This is a genomic window from Desulfitobacterium chlororespirans DSM 11544 (genome assembly GCF_900143285.1).
GTDB classification, from domain to species: Bacteria; Bacillota; Desulfitobacteriia; order Desulfitobacteriales; family Desulfitobacteriaceae; genus Desulfitobacterium; species Desulfitobacterium chlororespirans.
This window is the reverse complement of sequence record NZ_FRDN01000019.1, coordinates 25069-45629: the sequence shown is the minus strand read 5'-3', so window position 1 is coordinate 45629 and position 20561 is coordinate 25069. Positions and strand designations below refer to the sequence as shown.

The following is a 20561-nucleotide window of genomic DNA, read 5'->3' as shown; positions in this document are numbered from 1 at the left end:
GCGAGGAGTCAGATATCCTTTGACAAGTCAAAGTCTTTGGGATAAGTCCTATCGATTTTCAACTCCCGCAGATACTTGCCATCTTCCCGGACTTCCATGACATTTGAGGAGATGCCGATTTCAATACCAAGGTCCTTGAGGAGCTTGATCTGACTGACGTGGAATTCCAGATAATTATAGTCGGCATTGAATTGATATTGGGTCACGTTTTTCTTTTTGAATATTTTCTTGACTTTAGAAATATCTTCGCCGAAGACTTTTGCCGATTTAAAGAAATAGTCTCTTGGGGAAAAGAACATAAGAGAGGACACTTTTTGTCCGTAATTTTGCTGATAGATTTGTCCGGTTTGTTTATTCTCTAAAGAACAGTAGTGGACGCCCAGCTCCAGCTTTTCTTCCAGGGCGAAGGCCATTAAATCCAGGCATTCCAGTTCGCTGCGGGAGATGGGCAGCCCGCCGGCATACCAATAGTCGTAAAGGACTTTAAAGGGAGGGTTTTTTACCTTATAGCCCCGTTTTATAAACTCATCGGCATTGTTAAAGGGAAAACAAAACTCCAAGAGATTAATGCCGGAGATGCCGATGCGGTCAAGTTCAAGGAGGACTTCCCTCATTTCGGCAAAGCTTCCCGGCAAAACAGGCATTTCTACCATAACATCGGGGATATATTCCTTGCTTAAAGCAATCCTCTCATAGACTTCCTGCTTGAGGCGTTCAGGGTCTTCCATTTTAATGCTGAAACGAATTTCACGGAGACCGGCGTCTTTGAGGTCCTGAAGTATTTCCCGGTCGAGGAAATCTCCGGAGGTATAGAGACGGGTATGGGTTTTGGGGGAATTTTCCTTAGCCAGACGGAAAAAATCCAGCATCTCTTTTTTATGCAGCAGGGGTTCTCCACCTGTCAAGGCCAGATGGGTCAGTTTAGGGCCGTGTTTGAGATGTTGAGAGAGTTCACTTACCAGATCCCTTTTGTTATGCGTAAAATGCTCGTAATCTTCCTGATTAGGATTAAAACAAAAGTAACAGTTACGGTGACACATCAGGGAGACATACATAGTCACTGTTCCGACACCTTTTTGACAGGCTTCACAGGCTGAGGAAATCCAGGTGTTGACGATGCTTTTATCAGAGTTTCGGAAAACTCCTTGCAGTTGCTTGATTTTTTCCAGTTTAGCGGCGGTCTCTTTTTCAAGATTTTCATCCAGGGCCATGCCCGTTTGCTTGATTTGCTCAATAAAATGATCATAGACCCGGGCATAAATCTGAGCATACTGGGAGAAATCCGGGTTTCTGATTTGGGAAAGGTTTTGCTTAGTCGTTTCGATGATCATACATAACTCCTTTTTACGAAAAAAGTCCTTAGTTTAAGGTGAGCAGAGATTGTATTATTAACACTATATTAACACATTATAACCTTCTTGTTATTTCATTGCAAAAGGTGGACATATACCCTAAAATGAGTGATAAGTACATTTTTCGCAGATAGGAGAGAGTGCCTTACATGAAAGAATTTGCCAAGAAAGTAGCGGTGACGCTGCTTGTTATCATAGCCTTTATTTTGGTCCCCCTGGTTGCTTATTATGCTTTGCCTCATTTTGCTCCCTTTATCTTTGCTCTGGTGTTTGCTCTGCTTTTGGAGCCTTTCAATCAATGGCTCATGAAATGGCCGAAGATCAACCGGCCTATTGCCGCTAATATTTCCTATTTTGTGTTTCTGGGCGGATTCCTGCTGCTGGCTTATTTCTTGATTACCAAGATCACAAGTGAGGCTTATGAATTAATCAAGTTCATCCAACGCAATATTCCTAATATCCAGTTTTGGTTTAATGATGCTAATCAGCGCATCAATGAATTGATCATGGTGTTGCCCCCTGAGATGGTGGCACAGATCAATCAAACCATTACCGGCTTTGCCAACCAATTATCCAGTATCAATCTGCTGTCCACCTGGGGGGCCCAAACCATCTCCATTACGGCGTCCATACCCCTCTTTTTCATTACTTTCCTGATCTTCTTCATTGCCCTTTATATGATTAATTTGAATTTGAATCATATAACTGCACACTTTTTTTCTTATTTTAAAAAGGAGTCGAAGCCTAAGGCAATTGTCGTCCTTTCCGATTTACGCAACGCAACCATTGGCTTTTTAAAGGCTCAGGTGGTGTTGAGTACCTTTACCTACATTGTGAGTCTCGGGGGACTCTTGATCTTAGACATGCGCTATGCCCTGGTATTGGCGCTTTTGATTGTGATTGTCGATATTTTACCCATTCTCGGCACAGGCTCCGTTCTCGTTCCCTGGGGAATCGTTTTAATTACCCTGGGGGATATTTTCAGCGGCCTTGGCCTGATTCTTCTCTTTATCGTGATCACAGTATTGCGCAAGATTATTGAACCGAAAATTCTCGGGGAAAGAATTGGTCTGGGTCCTTTATCAACGTTGATTTCTATTTGGGTCGGCTTTAAGGTCATGGGAGTCTTGGGTGTCTTCCTGGCCCCGCTGCTGATCATCTTCTATAAAGCCTTAGTCAGAGCAAAAGTAATCCAATATCGCTTCAGCATTTAGCCGGATTTACTCCGGCTTTGCTTTTATGATTGAGCAAGTTTATTAATGCTAATAGTTAGTTTATACTTTATTTAGAATCTGTTTACGAAAAGTCAAGACACGAAGGTTAGAATAAAGCTAAGGGAAGCTTCCACAAAGTAAAAGGAGGAATCAATGTGAAATTAAAAAAGAAAACAGCAATCATCGCTGGTTTTACCATAGGTGCTTTGCTGTTTGCCACCACAGCCTTTGCTGATATCGTCAGCAAAAGCGGTTATGATCAACTCAAGGATGGTATAAAGATGACTGCGGAAAAGGCCAGTGGCCAGTATGACAATTATACTATGGAAATGACCGCAGTACTTAAAGCCAATGGGAAAGTTCTGGAATCCGAAAGTTCGGTGCAGAAAATCGATCGGGTCAAGAATGCTACAGAAAGTACCACTACCTCTGAGAATTTCCAAGGCCAGGTATCCAACTATAGCTATTATAATGACAATAACACCATGATCCGCAAGGGTATGGATGGAGACAAGATCTATGTGGGGGAATATCCGGAGGGCCGGAATTTTCAGGCCTTTGATAATCCTTTTGCCGAAGACGAGTTTGAAGATGTGGAGCGGATTATCGATGCCGTTGTGGGAAGCCTGAAAGACCATGTGATTGTCAAGGAAAATCCCGACGGGTCGAAGGAATTGTCAGGATCTCTTTCGGAAATGCAGATTCCTACTTTGATCAATGCCGTCTCCTCCTTTGCAATCAAACAACAGTTTCATGATTCCAGAATGGAGAATGGCTGGCCACGGATGACAAAAGATATCGCCGTGAAGGAAGTGACAGGCTCCGCCAGCATTGATGAAACAGGAGCGTTGCAGAATCTGCTGGCTCAGGCAACCATAACCGGTAAAGACGCGGACGGCCAGGTTCATGAGTTGACTGTTGAAGTTTTGGGCACTATTAAAGATATCAATACTACCGTTGTCACGAAACCGGATCTCACCGGCCAGGAAGTGGTCAAAGATATCATTAGGGATCGCAATGTGATGAGCAATCCTCAGAAATTTGTGGGGACCTTTAAGAATGATATCATTACGGAAAAAGACGGACGACTGGTGAAAGCCGGGGAGAGAATCCTGGAGATCACCAATATTGATCAAAACGGCATCACCGGCCGCTACCAGGAAGTATATAAAGCGGACTACGTAAGCTCAGTCAATAAGAGCGAAGACTTCACCTTTAACGCGAAGTTCTTAAGTGAAGATATGCGTGACGCAAGCTTTGAAGGCTCCGCCGGAGAGGGAAGTAACAGGGAAGGGCATATTTACCTTGATAACTATATGGGTAAAATAAACTTCTATATCAATAACGATTATTCGAATATGAACCTGATGTATGACTCAACCTTTAATCCGGTTTTGGATTGAACGAGACTTAGGCACCCGCCTGTAGAGGCGGGGGTTTTAGGGCGGATTAGTTCAGTGATAATTAGAGCAAAATAGCTTGAGCTGCCGGAGTGGGACTCCGGCAGCTCCTTTAGGGGCTTCATTTGGAGGTTAGCACATGGAAAAAGTCATTGAGATTCAAAATCTCACGAAACTTTATAAGAACGGTCGTGGTATTAACGATCTCAGTCTGGATATTTATAAAGGTGAGATCTTCGGTTTTCTTGGTCCCAATGGCGCAGGGAAGAGCACGGCAATGAAAATTATGACAGGATTGATCGCTCCGGATCGGGGTGATGTTAAGATATTTGGTCACAGTATCCTGGAAGAGTATGAAAAAGCCATGGCTCACGTGGGCTGTATCATTGAAATACCGGAGACCTATCCCTATCTCAGCGCTTACGATAATCTCAGACAACTGGCCCGGTTTTATCCGGATGTGGATGGGCAACGAATCGAAGAAGTCCTGGAATTGACGGGAATGCTCCGCTATAAAAATGAGAAGCCGAAACGGTTCTCTCTGGGTATGAAACAACGCCTGGGACTTTCGGCGGCCATTCTGTCCCGGCCTAAAGTGGTTATTCTTGATGAGCCTTTAAACGGTCTTGATGTCGAAGGCATGATCGATATCCGCAAGTTGATTTTATATTTGGCAGAACAGGAGCGGACCACTTTTTTTATCTCCAGTCATCTAATTCACGATGTGGAATTAACCTGTAACAAGATTGGCGTTATTTATAACGGGATGCTTCTCAATGTCCAGACCACTGAAGACATTCTTAAGAATTATGCTACCCTGGAGAATTATTTTGTGAGTGAGGTAGAGCGCAATGGCCGTGTTTCAAGCAGCATTAATCAATGAACTTGAGAAATTACGCAAGAAAAAGAAGGTTATGGTGGCGGTCATTCTTTCTTTGCTGGTGATTGTTGTGGGGCAGCTTTTGGTTTTGGGGGTTCGCTTAGGGTTTGGTATTCGCGGAGCGGGCAGCGCGGATTTTTCTATGCTGGTCCTGTCGGTAGCCGTTAATACTCTTCTGCCTCTCTTTGCGGCCTTGGTAGCCATTGACAGCTTCTCAGGGGAGTTTGCTCAAAATACCATGCGCATAACCTTGACAAGGCCTGTGAGCCGTTTTAAGCTGTTTTCAGCGAAAGTGTCGGCTATCGGTATCTTTATCTTAACCAATCTGGGTTTGTTGTTGATCTTTTCTTTACTGGCAGGGCTTTTATTTGACGGCGGTACGATGAGTCTGAAAGGGGTATGGCAAAGCGCGCTTTCCTACACAGTAAGCTTTATTCCTTTATTTGTGCTGGCCTTAGGCATCGTTTTCCTGGCTAATGTATTGAAAAGCGGTATTTCGGTTTTTTTCGTATCGATTCTAGCCTTCATTCTTTTTAAAGGCTTGGGTATGCTTTTTTCTCAATATTCCGGAATTCTTCTGACATCCTATTTTGATTGGTATAATCTTTGGTTGGCCAACTCGTTTCCCCTGATGAAGATAGTACGGCAATTCCTCTTAATGCTGGGATATGCTCTGCTGTTTTTCACAGGAGCCTACTATCTTTTTGATAAAAAAGAATTTTAAGGTGACAGGATGAATCTGAAAGGACGACTTATTTCAGCCAATGCTTTAACCGTAATCCTCCCGGTGATGATTACGGTTATTAGTGCTATGGCTTATATTTACATTGCCGGCAAGCTGGCGGACACGGAGCAGGCCTTTCAGAATACTCAGGAGGTTGCTCAGCTGACTATGGAATTAGTCGGCCGTGAGAATAGTGTTCTTCGCCAAAATCCTGAGAAGATCAGGGACAGCTCCTTTCAAAAGGAGCTCCAGGCGCGGATGGATATCCTGGATGGCGAAGTCGTGGTGCTGGAAGGGGAAAGGGTGCTTTTTTCCTCACGCAGCTTAACGGCCATCGATGTGGTTAAACTGAAGAAACCGGCGATACAATTCCGCAGTGCCCGGGTGGATTTGGGAACTCAGTCTTACACTGTCCAGTCCTTTGATGTATCTCGTGACGAGGCGCAAGGGGAGAAGCAAACTACTCTTTATCTCCTTGTTCCGATCAATCCGGCCTCCTTTGATATGACGAATTTTTTAGTCTTCAGCGGCTTGGTGTTCCTTTTGTCCTTTATCGGCGCCAATGCCATTGCCTCCTACTATTTTTCCTTGCGAATTCTTACCCCCCTTAACAACCTGCAGAAAGCGGCCATGGAAATCACCTTAGGCAATTTGGATTATGAAATCGTCGAAGAAGGGGACCAAGAGGTGCGGGAACTTTGCCGCGACCTTGAGCGCATGCGTATTCAGTTAAAGAATTCTGTGCATACCCAGCTTAAATATGAGGATAACCGCAAGATGCTCATATCCAGTATTTCTCACGACTTAAAGACCCCGGTGACCTCCATTAAAGGCTATGTGGAAGGGCTGCTGGACGGGATTGCCAATTCTCCGGAGAAGAAAGAAAAATACTTAAAGACAATTTACCGCAAGGCAGAGCAAGTGGATACCATGATCGACGACTTGCTGCTCTATGCCAAACTGGATCTTAATCAAATTCCCTTTAGTTTTGAAAAAACCAATATCGGGGAATTTTTAGATGACGGACTTCAGGAAATAGAACCGGAGATGGAGAGAAACGGGATTAAAATCCTCTTCGAATCTGAGCTTACTACAGCTCAGGAAATTCCCTTGGATCGGGAACGCATGATGCGGGTCATTCTCAATATCATCGATAATTCCCGTAAGTATATGGATAAAGAAGAGGGGGTCATCACCCTATCCTTGCGGGAAACCCATTCCAGCATCATCATTGAAATTAAGGATAATGGCCGGGGAATACCGAAAAAAGATGTGGCTCAGATTTTTGAGCGGTTTTATCGCTCGGATACGGCCCGCACTGAAATCAAAGGCAGCGGCCTGGGCCTGGCCATCGCCAAACAGATTGTGGAAGGGCATGAGGGCCGGATATGGGCTGTCAGCCGGGAGGGCAAAGGGACCAGTGTGCTTATTTCGCTGCCCCGGGGTGAGGGGTGAGCCGCATTTCACATCTTGCGTGCCTTTTGGGTCTGGGGAGTAGGTCTCCAGGATTTTGCTTTACATCGGTCGCTCCATAAGCTGCGCGGACAAAACTAACGCTCAAAGCACTCCGCTCCGAAAGGTCCACCTGCGCCGCTAAGTCGTTCTCTGTGGCGCGGCGGCTTGGGCGAAACCCTCGTCCGGGTTTCGTGGCTAAATCGGCTCCTGCCTCATAGCCGGTTGGAAACGTCCTGTTTCCAACCTTTCTCCGCAGCGTGCTTTTCGCGAAGTTTTGTCTCCGCTCGCTTAAATCCGCTTCCTCCCGTAAAGCAAAATCCTTGGGCTGCTTCTCGGGCTTCAGGGTTTAGGCTTGAGAAAGGCGTTGAAGGATAAGGCTTGAGAAGGTGTTACGGGATAAGGTCAGTCCCCGTCGGTTTTTGCAGCTTTCGCCGATGCCGCTGGCGGCATGACCGGCGGCTCAGGGAAGAGCCCTGAGAAGGTCCTGTCCTGAGGAGAACCCAAAAAGATCCCCAGAAGGCTCATAATGTGGACTGAAAAGACTTGCAAGCCGTAGCTTTGCACACAAAAGACGTGAACTCCGGAGAAGAAACCTTCCGGTGGAAGGTTTTAGGATTCACGCCCGAAGGTAACGGCTTTAGCGGAGGAGCGGCCGGGTCAACGAGGCCTTCTTAACATAGCGGAGCCACGGTTAACATGCAGAAAGCAGCGGGGTTTGGTGGAGCTGTTAAGAAGGCGAGTTGACCAGCTCCGGAGCTATGGAGTACGTGAGATCCGATGAAGAAAGCCTCCAGTGGAGGGTTTCAGGAGCTCACGCCCGAAGGTACGTTGTGGGTAAAGCTACGCGACCCAGATATTTCACCATAAGAATACCCAAGGATTCAAGGGAGAATACTCAAGGACGCAAGAAAACGCTACTCAAGGAGGGCCAAACATGAAACACATTTTAATCGTCGAGGATGACTCCAGTATTGCTGAGCTGGAAAGAGATTATCTGGAGGTGGCAGGTTTTGATGTCACTCTCTCCACGGACGGAGTAGAAGGGTTGAGAGCTATCCAGAACAACGAATTCGACTTAATCATTCTCGACATCATGCTGCCCGGCTTAGATGGACTGGAGATTCTCAAGAGTATGAAAGAGGATAAGGATATTCCCGTTTTATTGGTCTCAGCCAAAAAAGAGGAGATCGATAAGATCAAAGGCTTAAGCCTGGGAGCTGATGACTATATCACGAAGCCCTTCAGTCCGGGGGAGCTGGTGGCCCGGGTCAAAGCCCATATTGAAAATTATGAACGGCTTAAAGAACGTTTTAATGCCGGGATCAAAAAACGCCAATCCATTACCATCCGGGGGCTGAAAATCGAAAAAGACTCACGGCGAGTCTTTGTTAACCATCAGGAAGTGAACCTTGCCCAGAAAGAATTCGACTTGCTGTTATATTTAGCGCAAAACCCCAACCGGGTTTTTGGTAGGGAAGAGCTTTTTGAGCGGATCTGGGGATTGGAATCTTTAGGGGATTCGGCAACGGTTACTGTGCATATTGCCCGGATTCGCGAGAAAACGGAGATAGACCCTTCCAAGCCCCAATATATTGAAACCGTCTGGGGAGCAGGCTATCGTTTTCGAGTTTAGATTTCCCTTGCTTTGCGGTACTTAAGGGGAGTGGTTCCTAAATGCTGCTTAAATGCCTTGATAAAGTAATTAGGATTATTGTACCCCAGAGCAAGGGCGATATCGAGAATGGATAATTCTGTTTCCAGCAATAGCTGTTTACCTTGTTCAATGCGCAGCTCGTTGACGAATTTGGTGTAGGTCGTACCCATATGATGCTTAAACAGCTTGCAAAAATAGGATTTGTTGAGATTGAGATGCCCGGTGATCCTTTCCAGGCTTAATTCTTCGTTGAGGTTTTGAAAAGTAAAATCGACGGCTTTTTTTACATGAGGACTATAAACCGGTGGGTTTATAGTTCTTTTTTTGTCCATAAGCGCCTCCTTTTAACCCGTTTAAATTCAAATAAGAAAAGTGTATAACTTCACCTGGGAAAAACAAATTTAGTTAAGATTTTTTGGGATGGGTGATGATATAGTCTTAATAAAGTTGTAATGACAATGATACTTATTATCAATTACTTCTTTGAATATACCAAATTATAGTCAACGGCGCAAGAGTTTAAATATGGCGCCCCAGTGTCCTGACCGGCAGACAGTAGTATCAAGCTTGAAGTATCAGGTATCTTTTGGTGAAAGACGTCTTTCCAGTATGAAGATAGGAATCAAAGAAGAGAGTGCAGGTGATACGCATAAGGTTTAAATCATAAAAAAATATTACATAGGTATTGATTCATCAATTCAATAATCTGCTTGTCAATAATGCTTATATATTTAAGGAGAGAGATGTATGAGAAAAACTAAATTTTTTAAATCAGCCGTTATTATGGCAACTTTTGCTTTGATGTTGACAGCTTGCACAAACTCAAGCAATCCAACTGTTAACCCTCAAGGCAATGATCAAGTAAGCGAAGCTTCAACGGTTGAAATCACTGATGTTCATGGAACCGTTACTGTTCCTGTAAATCCCAAGAATGTGGTTGCTTTGGATAATAGAACGTTTGAAACGTTATCTGATTGGGGAATTGAACTAGCGGCTGTGCCAAAGCCTGTAATGCCTGCAGATTCACCCTATGTAAAGGATGAATCAGTTCAGAATATTGGCAATCATGGCGAGCCGAACCTTGAAATTATAGCAGCTGTAGACCCTGAACTTGTTATTATTGGTCAAAGATTTGCCAGATATTATGAAGATATCAAAAAGCTAGTACCCAATGCAGCTGTTATTGATCTTAATTTTGATGTTTCTACAGAAGCGGATGCACCTGGAGAAAACTTAGTCAATGGACTTAAGGATTCTACAATCGCTTTGGGGCAAATTTTCGATAAAAATAAAGAGGCTGAACAATTGGTAGCTGATTTTGATCAAGCTATCGCAGAGGCTAAGTCTGCCTATAATGGGACGGATACAGTGATGAGCGTTGTGGTTTCCGGTGGAAATATTGGCTTTTCAGCTCCTCATTCCGGACGTGTTTGGGGACCAATGTATGAAATTTTTGGCTGGACTCCGGCATTAAAAATTGACGGTGCCTCTTCGGATCATCAAGGTGATGATATTTCTGTTGAAGCTATTGCCCAAAGTAATCCTGATTGGATTTTTGTACTGGATCGTGATGCTGCGGTATCTTCGATGACTGATGCAGTTCCGGCTCAGGATGTTATCGATAAATCACCTGCTCTGCAAAAAACAACTGCCGTTACTAAAGGACAGATAGTCTATGCACCAAAAGATACTTACACAAATGAATCAATACAAACTTATCTGGAGTTATTTGAAGAACTCGCCAAGGCTTTAGCTAAGTAGTATAAAGGAGTATAACGTAGTGCCGAGGAATACCATACAAAAAATGACCGGGGCTGAGGATTCTCAGCCCCAACGTTATAATCACAATAAAATATGGACAAAACCTTTTGCATTAGCGGTTCTGGCTGTTGTTGCTGTCGGTATTATATCATTGTTTACTGGAGTTTATGATCTAAAAGGACAAGCGGATGGAAGGGAAATGTTTTTCATAACCCGTGTGCCAAGAACAGCGGCACTCATGCTTACTGGAGCAGCCATGGCCATGTCAGGTCTGGTAATGCAGCTTGTTACACAGAACCGTTTAGTTGAACCTACTACAACAGGAACTATTGAATGGGCAGGTTTAGGGCTTGTTTTTGTTTATTTGTTTTTTCCTGCGCCCACTTTAGTTCTAAGAATGACGGGTGCCATCATTTTTTCTTTTATAGGAACGATGATTTTCTTTTTGTTCTTAAGAAGAGTTAAACTGCGTTCGTCTTTAATTGTTCCCATTATTGGGATGATGCTGGGAGCAGTTATATCTGCAGTCTCCACTTTTGTTGGTCTGGTTTTTCATATGACGCAAAATATTGAAACCTGGTTTGTAGGTTCTTTTGCACCGGTTCAAATTGGCAGGTATGAATACTTATGGCTGATTATTATTGCTACTGTTCTTATTTTTATCTATGCTGATCGATTGACCTTAGCTGGGCTGGGGGAAGATGTTACAAAAAGTCTTGGCTTAAATTATAATAGGATAGTTCTTCTTGGTACTGCCCTTATTTCATTTGCAGTTGGCATTGTGGCAGCTGTTATTGGCAATTTGCCCTTTTTAGGTTTAATTGTCCCTAACATTGTTTCCATGTATAGAGGCGATGATCTTAGAAGTAATTTGCCCTGGGTATGTGTGTTGGGAATGGGTACGATAACACTTTGTGACATAATTTCTCGAATCATCATCATGCCTTTTGAAGTACCTGTTTCTTTGATACTTGGAACAGTGGGAGCAGTCCTGTTTATTGCTATTTTATTGAGACAAAGGAGGCTAAGATGAGCGAATTAGTCTATAGTCATAAAGAAAACAGCGAAATCGAGGCCGGCCTTCATCATGAAAATAGATCAGCCGGAGCTTTTCGCTCTAAGAAAGAGGAAAAACGTTATTGGATATTGCTGATAACATTGATTGCTTTGGGGATTTTTGCCAGCTATGGACTTTTGGTTTATAACAATCCGGTTCCGATAGATTCCCCTTCTTTTATCCCGGTTGTTAAACGAAGGCTGGTAGCTCTTGTTGCCATGATCATTGCTGCAGTCTGTCAGAGTTTGTCGACGGTTGCTTTCCAATCGATTACGAATAATCGGATTATTACTCCTTCACTTTTAGGTTTTGAAGCACTTTACTCAACAATTCATACGAGTACAATATTTTTCTTTGGTGCCGGTGCATTTATAGGTTTTAATGGTGTTGGCTCCTTTGTCTTTCAAGTTGTGGCTATGGTCCTGATGTGTTTGATACTTTATGGCTGGTTGCTTTCCGGAAAGTATGGAAATTTACAACTTATGCTTTTGGTTGGGGTTATTATTGGCACCGGGCTGAAGTCTTTATCATCTTTTATGAGAAGGCTGCTTGCGCCGTCTGAATTTGATATTTTACTGACCAGGTTGTTTGGTTCTGTCAATAATGCGGATGCTGGATACTTTCCTGTGGCAATTCCCGTTGTCATCATTGCCGCCTTACTTCTTCTTGCTTATTCTAAAAAATTAAATGTATTGTCCCTTGGCAAGAATCCCAGCACTTCTTTGGGGGTTAATCAGCAATTCAGCGTTATTTATACGCTTATATTGGTTGCTGTTTTGATGTCAATTTCCACGGCTTTGGTCGGACCGCTTACTTTCTATGGATTTTTAGTGGCAACCTTGTGTTATCAAGCGGCACCAACTTATGATCACAGATATATTTTTCCCATGGCTCTTGCCATAGGGTTTTTGATCATAACGGCTGCCTACTTCTTTATGTATCATATATTCAATGCTCAAGGTGTGGTTTCAATTATTATCGAGTTGTTTGGCGGCATAACATTTTTAATTGTGATTTTAAGGAAGGGAACGTTATGATAAAGATTAATCAGGTTAAAAAGGTGTATACTGATGAGGTGAAAATAGGACCTTTGCATATTAATATACCCAAAGCCGGTCTTACTTCATTAATTGGACCAAACGGCGCTGGAAAGTCGACGACACTTTTGATGATCGGAAGACTTTTGGATATGGATGAAGGCCAAATTAAGGTGGCCAATATGGATGTTTCTGAATCTAAATCAGCAGATTTAGCCAAAGTTTTGACTATTTTACGACAAGAAAATCATTTTGTAACAAGGCTTACGGTCAGACAACTCGTTGGCTTTGGACGTTTCCCTTATTCAAAGGGAAGATTAACAAAAGAGGATGAGGCGATTATTTCTAAATATATTGATTTTTTAGGTTTGACTGATCTGGAAAGCAGATATCTAGATGAGCTTTCCGGTGGTCAAAGGCAAAGGGCTTATGTAGCTATGGTTTTGTGTCAGGAGACTGAATATGTGCTTTTGGATGAACCTCTGAACAATCTTGATGTTGCTCGTTCTGTGCAAATGATGGAGCATTTGCGGCATGCTGCTAATGAATTTGGCAGAACAATTCTCACTGTTCTCCATGATATAAATTTTGCAGCGAAATATTCTGATCGAATCTGTGCTATGAAAGATGGTCGGATTGCCGCTTTTGGGACAGTAGAAGAGGTGATGGATCCAGAAGTTTTGACAGATATCTTTGAAACGAAAATCGAAATTATTGATGGACCTCATGGGCCGGTAGCGATTTATTAGTTATAATTTAAAACGATAGTTGAAGAAGTGTCAGGAGGGACGGCTCACACGATGAGCGGTCTCTTCTGTTTTTTTGATTTTTAATCACCGTCTAAATGTGCTATAATTTACCATCATTGGTCATGGAGGTAAGGGATGAACGAAGAACAATTGAGAGCATTATTGCAGGGAGTAAAGGATGGTCAGATATCCTGCGACAGTGCCCTGCTGGAGCTTAAAAATCTGCCTTATGAAGATTTGGGATTTGCCAAAGTGGATCATCACCGGGCTCTGCGCAATGGGTTTCCTGAGGTCGTCTTTTGTCAGGGGAAAGCGAAGGAGCATATTATTCAAATTTTAGCGAACCTTGGTCAGCGTGGCCATAATATCCTGGCCACCCGGGCCACGCCTGAAGTCTATGCAGCGGTGCAGGCTGCTATCCCTGAGGCTTCCTATTCTGAGCTGGCCCGTGTCATCACCGTTGTTAAAGAGGCGATTCCCAAGAGAGGGAGAATTCTGGTCTTAAGTGCCGGGACAGCGGATTTGCCGGTAGCGGAGGAGGCCGCCATAACGGCGGAGATCATGGGATGTCAGGTAGAGCGGTTATACGATGTCGGTGTAGCAGGCATTCACCGGCTTTTTGATAATAAAGAGAGGCTGGATGAGGCTCAGGTTCTGATTGTTGTCGCTGGCATGGAAGGGGCCCTGGCCAGTGTGGTGGGCGGGTTAACCGATAAGCCGGTGATTGCTGTCCCTACCAGTGTCGGCTATGGAGCCAGTTTTGGAGGGTTAGCCGCTTTGCTGGCTATGCTGAACAGCTGTTCAGCCGGAATAGGAGTAGTCAACATCGACAATGGCTTTGGAGCCGGAGTTTTAGCCAATTCCATTATCCGAGCTATCCATACTGGGGAAGTATGATGTACATTTAAAAATAAAGCTATACTTTTTGTGTTGAAAAAGAGGAATAAGCTATAGTATAATTCTCTTTGTATCCATTCTCTAGGTAATTATGGTGTAATAATACATAATACATAGAGACTTTGTGTTTACAAGGACATCTTGTTTTAAGTAATCTATAATCAAACGATCAGCGGAGAAGGCGGTGGATGTAGTGGCAACCAATCCCATTGAAATGCCGACAACGGTGGAGCGCAAGATGCCACCTGTATTAGAATTAATTCGCGGTAATATTGTCAAATACGGCAATCCTTTAGCTCTCAAGGGAAGCGAAGTTTCTTCCTGGGCTAAGGAACTTAAGTTACCCAAGACAGGGAATCTTCTTTTTTATACCGGTGGTGAGTATCAGCTTCTTCCCTATATAGACTCCCTGGTGAAAACCATGACCGTTATGGATCCCAACAGTGCCGGCTTTTCCATGCTGATGGGCGTGCGGAACATTGTGGAAAAAACGGGCATCGCCCCTGAGAAGATCTATGCTTCCGTACTGGCCTCGGACAAAGAGCGCTTTAATCAAGTCTCCTTAAAAGCGGCACGGATTCTGCAAAGTTTGGGCTATGATCTATGCTATTCAGGGGATGAGGAACTCTACAGCGGGGCTTTGTTGTATGAACTGGGCTATTGGGATGACTTTGCCGCCTATGCCCAAAAGGTCACTAAAGTTCTTAAAGGAACCCAGGCCAAGACCATGGTTTGCCTTTCCCCTCATGCCGCGGAAGTCATAAAGATTATGTATCCCAAGTTCGGAGTTCATCATGATCTGGAAGTGAAGACTTTTGTTGAGTTGGTATGGGAACAAAGGCACAAATTACCAAAAATAGACTCACAGCAATCCGTTGTGATTCATGATTCCTGCCGGCTGGCCCGTGACTTAGGGGTTACGGAGGAGATCCGGGAGATCCTGATTGCCATGGGGGTTGAATTCAAGGAACCCATGCGCAACCGCGCCTGGACAACCTGCTGCGGCGGTCCCAATAAATTCATGTTCCCGGAGCTGTCTCATACCATAGCGGAAAGACGGGTTGTGGAGCTGCAGGATACCGGAGCGGACCTCATCTTAACCTCTTGTCCGTACTGTCTATCTTCTTTGCAAGGTGCCATAGATAAAAAGGAGCAACATGGCATTGCCGACTTGATCGAATTCTTATATAAGGGGATAGTGGGATGAGAAAAGAATTTAAAGAGTACTCCAAAGAGATCGATCGTGCCAAGCATGATGAGAATATTCGCAAAGCCATCTCCCGGGCGGTAAAAGCCTATCGTGAAACCACGGACAGCACCATGGAGCGTTTTCCCCATACGCCGGCTCTCGCTGAAGAAGTGCGGGAAATCAAACGCCGTTCTGTCGCTCAGCGGCAGGAACTGCTTGCTCAGGCCATGGAGGCGGTTGAACGCAATAAAGGGAAAGCCTTTTATGCCAAGGATAAACAGGAAGCCTTAGTGATGGCTGCGGAGATCATTGGTAAAGGGAAGACTGTTGTTAAGGGCAAAAGCATGTTAGGGGAAGAACTCCATCTCCGGGAGTACTTGGAGGAAGAGGGCATTGAGGTTTGGGAAACGGATCTCGGGGAATTCATCCTCCAGCTGAAAAAAGATCGTCCCATGCATATCCTTTCCCCGGCGATTCATATTCCCCGGGAAAAGGTGGCGGAAATCTTTACCCAATTCTTTGGCAAAGAAGTGGAGCCCGATATTGCCAAAGAGGTAGCCATTGTCCGGGAGTTTATGCGTGAAAAATATTTTACCGCTGATGTGGGCATCAGTTCAGCCAATGTGGTGGCGGCCGACACCGGGGCTTTTGTAATCATTGAAAACGAAGGCAATGTGCGCTTGTCAACAGCGGTGCCTCCGGTTCACTTGATGATTGTAGGAACCGAAAAATTGGTGCCTACCTTCCAGGAAGCGATGAAAGTCGCTGAAGTGACCTGGCGGTATGCCCAGTATGGTGTGCCTTCTTATGTCAATATCGTCACCGGGCCAAGCAAAACCGGGGACATCGAAAAAGTGACCACTTATGGCGCCCACGGCCCCAAAGAGTTTTATGTTATCTTCGTCGATAACGGCCGGGAGAAAATGGCTGTGGATGATGACTTCAAACAAGCATCCCATTGCCTGCGCTGTGGAGGATGCATGTATGAATGTCCAGTCTTCCAGATCACGGCGGGAACCTTTGGCGAAACCTATCTGGGCGGTATCGGCACCATCTGGAATGTCTTTACTTCCGGAGGATTAGAGGCTACCGCACCGCAAATCCATACCTGTCTGCGCTGCGGGCGCTGTGTGGAGCGTTGCCCCATGCAGATCGAGGTGCCCAATATGATCGGAGAATTAAGAAATCGCCTGGCAAGCGGCGAAGTGATGGAGTAAAATCAGTCAAAGCTTCTCTGAGCGATGGGAAATCTGATAGCGAAATAACTCCCCTTGGATTATGGAACACCATAATTCAAGGGGAGTTTTGCATATCGGACTTCTACGCAGATTAGCTGCATCCCTCAGACCCGAAAAGCAGCCCAAGGATTTTGATTTACACAAGGGAGCGAATTTAAGCGAGTGGAAACAAAACTTCGCGAAAAGCACGTAGCGGAGAAAGGTTGGAAACAGGACGTTTCCAACCGGCTATGAGGCAGGAGCCGATTTAGCCGGATACCTTTAGGAGCGGAGAGCTTGAGCGTTAGTTTTGTCCGCGCAGCTTATGGAGCGAACGGTGTAAAGCAAAATCCTGGAGAATTAGTTTGCGGGCACTTGGGATTAAACAGCGAGCTGTCGACGCAGAATATACCTTAACCTAAGCAACAGGCAGCAAGCGTTGGCAGTAATTCCCGAAATCAGGCCAATCCAGAAGCCAAAGGCTCCGAAGCTGGTATAAGCCGCCAAAAAATAACCAACCGGCAGGGCAATGAACCAATAGGAGATGAGGGAGGTGATAAAAGGAAGGTTGACATCCTTATAACCGCGCAGAATCCCTTGAATGGGCGTGGCCAGGGCATCGGAAAACTGAAAGAAGATGGCGTAAATGAGAAATTGTTTGGCCAGGAGGATTACATCCCACTCCTTGGAGTAGAGCAAAGCCACTTGCTCTTTGAACAGAAAAAGCAGGAGAGCGGTGAGAAGGGCTATGGAGAAGGAAAAAGCCAACCCGATCAAGGAATACTGGCGGGCATCATGATAGCGGCGGGCCCCTACTTCAAACCCGACCAGGATCGTTAAAGCCATAGAAAAGCTTAAAGGAATCATGTAGATCATGGAGGCAAAATTCATGGCCCCTTGATGGGCGGCTATAGTTACGGTATTAAAGCGGCTCATGAGCAGGGTTACCGCGCAAAACATGCCGGTCTCGAAGAAGATAGAAAAACCGATGGGGATGCCGATTTTCAATTGCTTCAGCCAGGTCTTCCAGGAGAGTGGGGGGAGGCGTTTGAAGATCGCAAATTCTTTAAAATAGGGATGAAAGTGAATAATGAGCAGAGCAATGAGCATCAAGCAATAATAAGCTATAGAAGTAGCGATGCCGGCTCCGATGCCGCCAAAGGCCGGAAACCCAAATTTGCCGAAGATAAGGACATAATTGAGGAAGATATTCACGGGCAGGGAGAGGAGAGTAATCAGCATGGTAATGCGTGTATACCCCAGGGCATCAATAAAGCCCCTCAACACTTGGTAGATAAAATAGGGAGGAATGCCAAAAGCGATAGCAGTAAGAAACCCCCGGGCAATGAGACGCACCTGGGGCTCCAGGTTCATAAGGGAGAGCAGTCCATCCAGGCTCATGCTTCCCGCCAGAATTAAAAGGAAAGAGATGGCCAGGGCCAGATAAATTCCTTGCAGAACATTGTAAGGAACCTCGTTCTTTCTTCTGGCTCCTAATAAATGTCCGACGATAGGTGTGATCGCAATTAATATCCCGCCTAATCCGGTGCTGACAGGGGCCCATAGACTGGCACCGATGGCGACTCCGGCCAGATCGACGGAGCTGGCTTGTCCCGACATTACCGTGTCAAAAAAAGACATGGAGAACAAAGCGACCTGGGAAATCAGAATGGGCAGAAGAATATGAATGAATTGGTGAACTTTTAGCTTTAGTGTTGTGATTTGCTCCATAAAAACAGGATCCCTTCCTAAAAATTACGCCAGAATTACGCCTGCATGATGAACATCTTATCAAATGCGGGGTAAAAATCAAGCAGTAAAGGATCCTAAATTAAAATTTAGCATGTTCGCTAAGGAAGGGAAAGAAGCTCTCTGTTCTGAATGTATTGAATAACCTGCGTTTTTTCACCTGCTTCCATGTGAATCAGGGGTTGGACATGTCCATTATTTACCCCGGGCCATTTGAGATAGATGATCTGATGATAGGTTTCCTTAAGTATGGGATCTCTATAATCTAAATTGATGACGATATAATGAGCATCCAGGTCGGAAGCGGCAGGATCCAGCTGGCTGGGATTGAGATATAAGAGAAGGCTTGTGGCGGTATCTCTGGGAATATCGTTCACTACACTATAGGTATCGATTAAAATGGGCTGTTCCTGTAAATTCTCATGAAAGACCAGGGCCTTGCTGGTGAGTTCTGTGGCCGGGTGGGTGCCTGTGTTAACAAATTTAAATTCAAAACTGACTTGATGGGTTAATTGAATGCTTGGGGATTCTTTAAAGGTAAAGTAAGGCCGGGCTGCTTCTCTTTGGGTCTGCCAGGTATTGATGGTTATAAAAACGCTGATCAGGGATATGATGGCGAAAACTGCCGTCGATCCGGAAACCAAAAAAGTTGACCAGGTAGGCTTTTTTATCTTCTTCAGCATACTTCCCCCAAAATTATTTTTTTGCAATTATATTTATGAGTTATGGGGAGGAAACATTCATTTCTGGATATTTTTCCTGCTTTGACGGTTTTCGGCAGCAGGTTGGACTTGATAGAACCTGAGCCTTGTACTATGATGATATGAAAGGAAATTCTAAGCAATTGATTTGGTGTGATGGAGGTTATTTTAGTGCGTGTGGTAATCGTCGGAGCCGGTAAAGTCGGTTATAGTCTGGCTCAGTATTTAACCCAAGAAGATCATGAGGTTATTGTCGTTGAAGAAAATGAAGAACGCAGGGCCATTGTGCAAAATACTTTGGATGTCATGACGATCCCCGGAAACGGCGCCAGTCCGAGAGTGCTGCTGGATCCTGAAGTCCGCAAAGCTGATCTGATGATTGCGGTGACCGATATGGATGAGGTTAATATGATTGCCTGCATGGCGGCTAAGCAAGTGGGAATTAAACGGACCATTGCCCGGGTCAGAAATCAGGAGTATGCTGAAAAGGATAAGATTAAATTTAATGAAGCTTTGGGGATCGACCTGACTATCAATCCGGAGATGGTCACCGCCCTGGAAATAAAACGTATTCTTCTCACCCCTTCCGCTTTGGATGTGGAAGACTTTGCCGGAGACCGGGTAAGGATGATCGAAGTAAAAATGCCTTCTGACTCGAAGCTGATTAACACATCTTTAACCCAATTGACCTTACCCTCCCATACCCTGGTGGCGGGTATTTTAAGAAATGGCCGTATGTTGATTCCTCATGGCTCGGATATGCTTTTACCCAATGATTGTGCTTTCTTTGTCGGGGAAGTATCCGCAATCAAGAAGCTTGAAGATCATTTTACGGTCAGAAAGTCGAAAGTAGAACGTGTCCTGATTATTGGGGCCGGCAGAATCGGCCGCCATTTGGCCATGATCCTGGAAAAGTCCGACATATCCGTGAAGATCATCGATAAGGATCTGGAACGCTGCCAGGAACTGGCGGAAACCCTGGATGAGGGCTTGGTTTTATGCGGGGAAGGAACGGATATTGATTTATTAACGGAAGAAGGGGTAGGAGAAGCGGACGCGGTCATGTGCCTGACTGATGATGATAAGCTCAATCTTCTGATCGCTTTACTGGCGAAGCATCTGGGGGCGCCGCGGACTTTTGTCCGGGTTGGCCGTCCCGATTATATTGCTCTCATGGAAAAAGTAGGGGTCGATGTTGTCCTGTCACCCCGTATTCTTACGGCCGGGGTTATCCTGCGTTATGTACGCCGTTCGGATGTGGTATCCGTATCTCTTCTCGAGGGTGCCAAAGCGGAAGCTATGGAAATCATCATCCCTGCCTCAAGCCCGGTGACCCATAAAAAACTGAGAGATGCCAAACTTCCCAGGAATTCATTGATCGGCAGTATCGTTCGCGATGAAGAAATTATCATCCCCAACGGAGATACTGTGCTCAAGCCCGGAGACAGAGTCATTGTCTTTGCTTTGCCGGATACGGTTCCCACTGTTGTCCGGTTATTTGAGAATAAATTGGAGAGTAAATAAG

General features: G+C 44.9%; 18 protein-coding genes and 1 pseudogene. 15 read left to right on the top strand and 4 right to left on the bottom strand.

From position 1 onward, the window contains the following. Positions 1-8 precede the first annotated feature (8 nt). The gene (locus BUA14_RS24330; RefSeq protein ID WP_072774954.1) at positions 9-1331 is read right to left on the bottom strand and encodes a radical SAM protein; all 1323 of its coding nucleotides are present in this window, start codon (positions 1329-1331) and stop codon (positions 9-11) included. A 170-nt stretch (positions 1332-1501) separates the two neighbouring features. Between BUA14_RS24330 and ytvI the strand changes: the two genes are divergently transcribed. The 6 genes from ytvI (at position 1502) to BUA14_RS24290 (ending at position 8658) form a co-directional block, all read left to right on the top strand. After that, on the top strand, positions 1502-2566 hold the full coding sequence (ytvI, locus tag BUA14_RS24325) for a sporulation integral membrane protein YtvI (protein ID WP_072774953.1): 1065 nt from the start codon (positions 1502-1504) through the stop codon (positions 2564-2566). A gap of 155 nt (positions 2567-2721) precedes the next feature. Continuing rightward, positions 2722-3969, top strand: coding sequence for a hypothetical protein (locus tag BUA14_RS24320; RefSeq protein WP_072774952.1), 1248 nt, complete (start codon positions 2722-2724; stop codon positions 3967-3969). Between the two features lie 136 nt (positions 3970-4105). After that, positions 4106-4849, top strand: a complete 744-nt coding sequence (locus BUA14_RS24315) for an ABC transporter ATP-binding protein (protein WP_072774951.1) — start codon at positions 4106-4108, stop codon at positions 4847-4849. After that, the gene (locus BUA14_RS24310) at positions 4818-5570 is read left to right on the top strand and encodes an ABC transporter permease (protein WP_072774950.1); all 753 of its coding nucleotides are present in this window, start codon (positions 4818-4820) and stop codon (positions 5568-5570) included. Before BUA14_RS24315 ends, BUA14_RS24310 begins: the two co-directional genes overlap by 32 nt. A gap of 9 nt (positions 5571-5579) precedes the next feature. Next, positions 5580-7025, top strand: coding sequence for a sensor histidine kinase (locus tag BUA14_RS24305; RefSeq protein WP_072774949.1), 1446 nt, complete (start codon positions 5580-5582; stop codon positions 7023-7025). Between the two features lie 934 nt (positions 7026-7959). Next, on the top strand, positions 7960-8658 hold the full coding sequence (locus BUA14_RS24290; protein WP_072774947.1) for a response regulator transcription factor: 699 nt from the start codon (positions 7960-7962) through the stop codon (positions 8656-8658). Here the strand turns inward: BUA14_RS24290 and BUA14_RS24285 are convergent. Beyond that, a complete protein-coding gene (locus BUA14_RS24285) occupies positions 8655-9011 on the bottom strand; it encodes a helix-turn-helix transcriptional regulator (RefSeq protein WP_072774946.1) in 357 nt (118 codons plus the stop codon). The genes BUA14_RS24290 and BUA14_RS24285 overlap by 4 nt on opposite strands. Before the next feature lie 415 nt (positions 9012-9426). Between BUA14_RS24285 and BUA14_RS24280 the strand changes: the two genes are divergently transcribed. From BUA14_RS24280 to BUA14_RS28895, 8 genes and pseudogenes are all read left to right on the top strand, one after another. Continuing rightward, positions 9427-10440: a siderophore ABC transporter substrate-binding protein gene (locus BUA14_RS24280; protein ID WP_072774945.1), complete on the top strand. Its 1014-nt coding sequence runs from the start codon at positions 9427-9429 to the stop codon at positions 10438-10440. 19 nt (positions 10441-10459) lie between these two features. Further along, complete coding sequence (locus BUA14_RS24275) at positions 10460-11473, top strand: ABC transporter permease (protein ID WP_072774944.1); 1014 nt, start codon at positions 10460-10462, stop codon at positions 11471-11473. Beyond that, the gene (locus BUA14_RS24270) at positions 11470-12534 is read left to right on the top strand and encodes an iron chelate uptake ABC transporter family permease subunit (protein WP_072774943.1); all 1065 of its coding nucleotides are present in this window, start codon (positions 11470-11472) and stop codon (positions 12532-12534) included. Before BUA14_RS24275 ends, BUA14_RS24270 begins: the two co-directional genes overlap by 4 nt. Continuing rightward, the gene (locus tag BUA14_RS24265; protein WP_072774942.1) at positions 12531-13283 is read left to right on the top strand and encodes an iron ABC transporter ATP-binding protein; all 753 of its coding nucleotides are present in this window, start codon (positions 12531-12533) and stop codon (positions 13281-13283) included. The genes BUA14_RS24270 and BUA14_RS24265 overlap by 4 nt, the downstream gene beginning before the upstream one ends. Before the next feature lie 135 nt (positions 13284-13418). Beyond that, positions 13419-14180, top strand: a complete 762-nt coding sequence (gene larB / locus BUA14_RS24260) for a nickel pincer cofactor biosynthesis protein LarB (RefSeq protein ID WP_072774941.1) — start codon at positions 13419-13421, stop codon at positions 14178-14180. Between the two features lie 238 nt (positions 14181-14418). Continuing rightward, complete coding sequence (locus BUA14_RS24255) at positions 14419-15387, top strand: (Fe-S)-binding protein (protein WP_178371804.1); 969 nt, start codon at positions 14419-14421, stop codon at positions 15385-15387. Then, the gene (locus BUA14_RS24250) at positions 15384-16586 is read left to right on the top strand and encodes an LUD domain-containing protein (RefSeq protein WP_072774940.1); all 1203 of its coding nucleotides are present in this window, start codon (positions 15384-15386) and stop codon (positions 16584-16586) included. The genes BUA14_RS24255 and BUA14_RS24250 overlap by 4 nt, the downstream gene beginning before the upstream one ends. Positions 16587-16810: 224 nt before the next feature. After that, positions 16811-17003, top strand: a pseudogene (locus tag BUA14_RS28895) (hypothetical protein). On the opposite strand, the gene BUA14_RS24235 reads toward BUA14_RS28895, so the two are convergent. Next, entirely contained in the window at positions 16968-18317 is a 1350-nt protein-coding gene (locus BUA14_RS24235; RefSeq protein WP_072774939.1) for an MATE family efflux transporter, read from the bottom strand. The pseudogene BUA14_RS28895 and the gene BUA14_RS24235 overlap by 36 nt on opposite strands. Before the next feature lie 119 nt (positions 18318-18436). Next, a complete protein-coding gene (locus tag BUA14_RS24230) occupies positions 18437-19018 on the bottom strand; it encodes a hypothetical protein (RefSeq protein ID WP_072774938.1) in 582 nt (193 codons plus the stop codon). A gap of 189 nt (positions 19019-19207) precedes the next feature. On the opposite strand from BUA14_RS24230, the gene trkA reads away from it, so the two are divergent. Further along, on the top strand, positions 19208-20560 hold the full coding sequence (trkA, locus tag BUA14_RS24225) for a Trk system potassium transporter TrkA (RefSeq protein WP_072774937.1): 1353 nt from the start codon (positions 19208-19210) through the stop codon (positions 20558-20560). Position 20561: the final 1 nt, after the last annotated feature.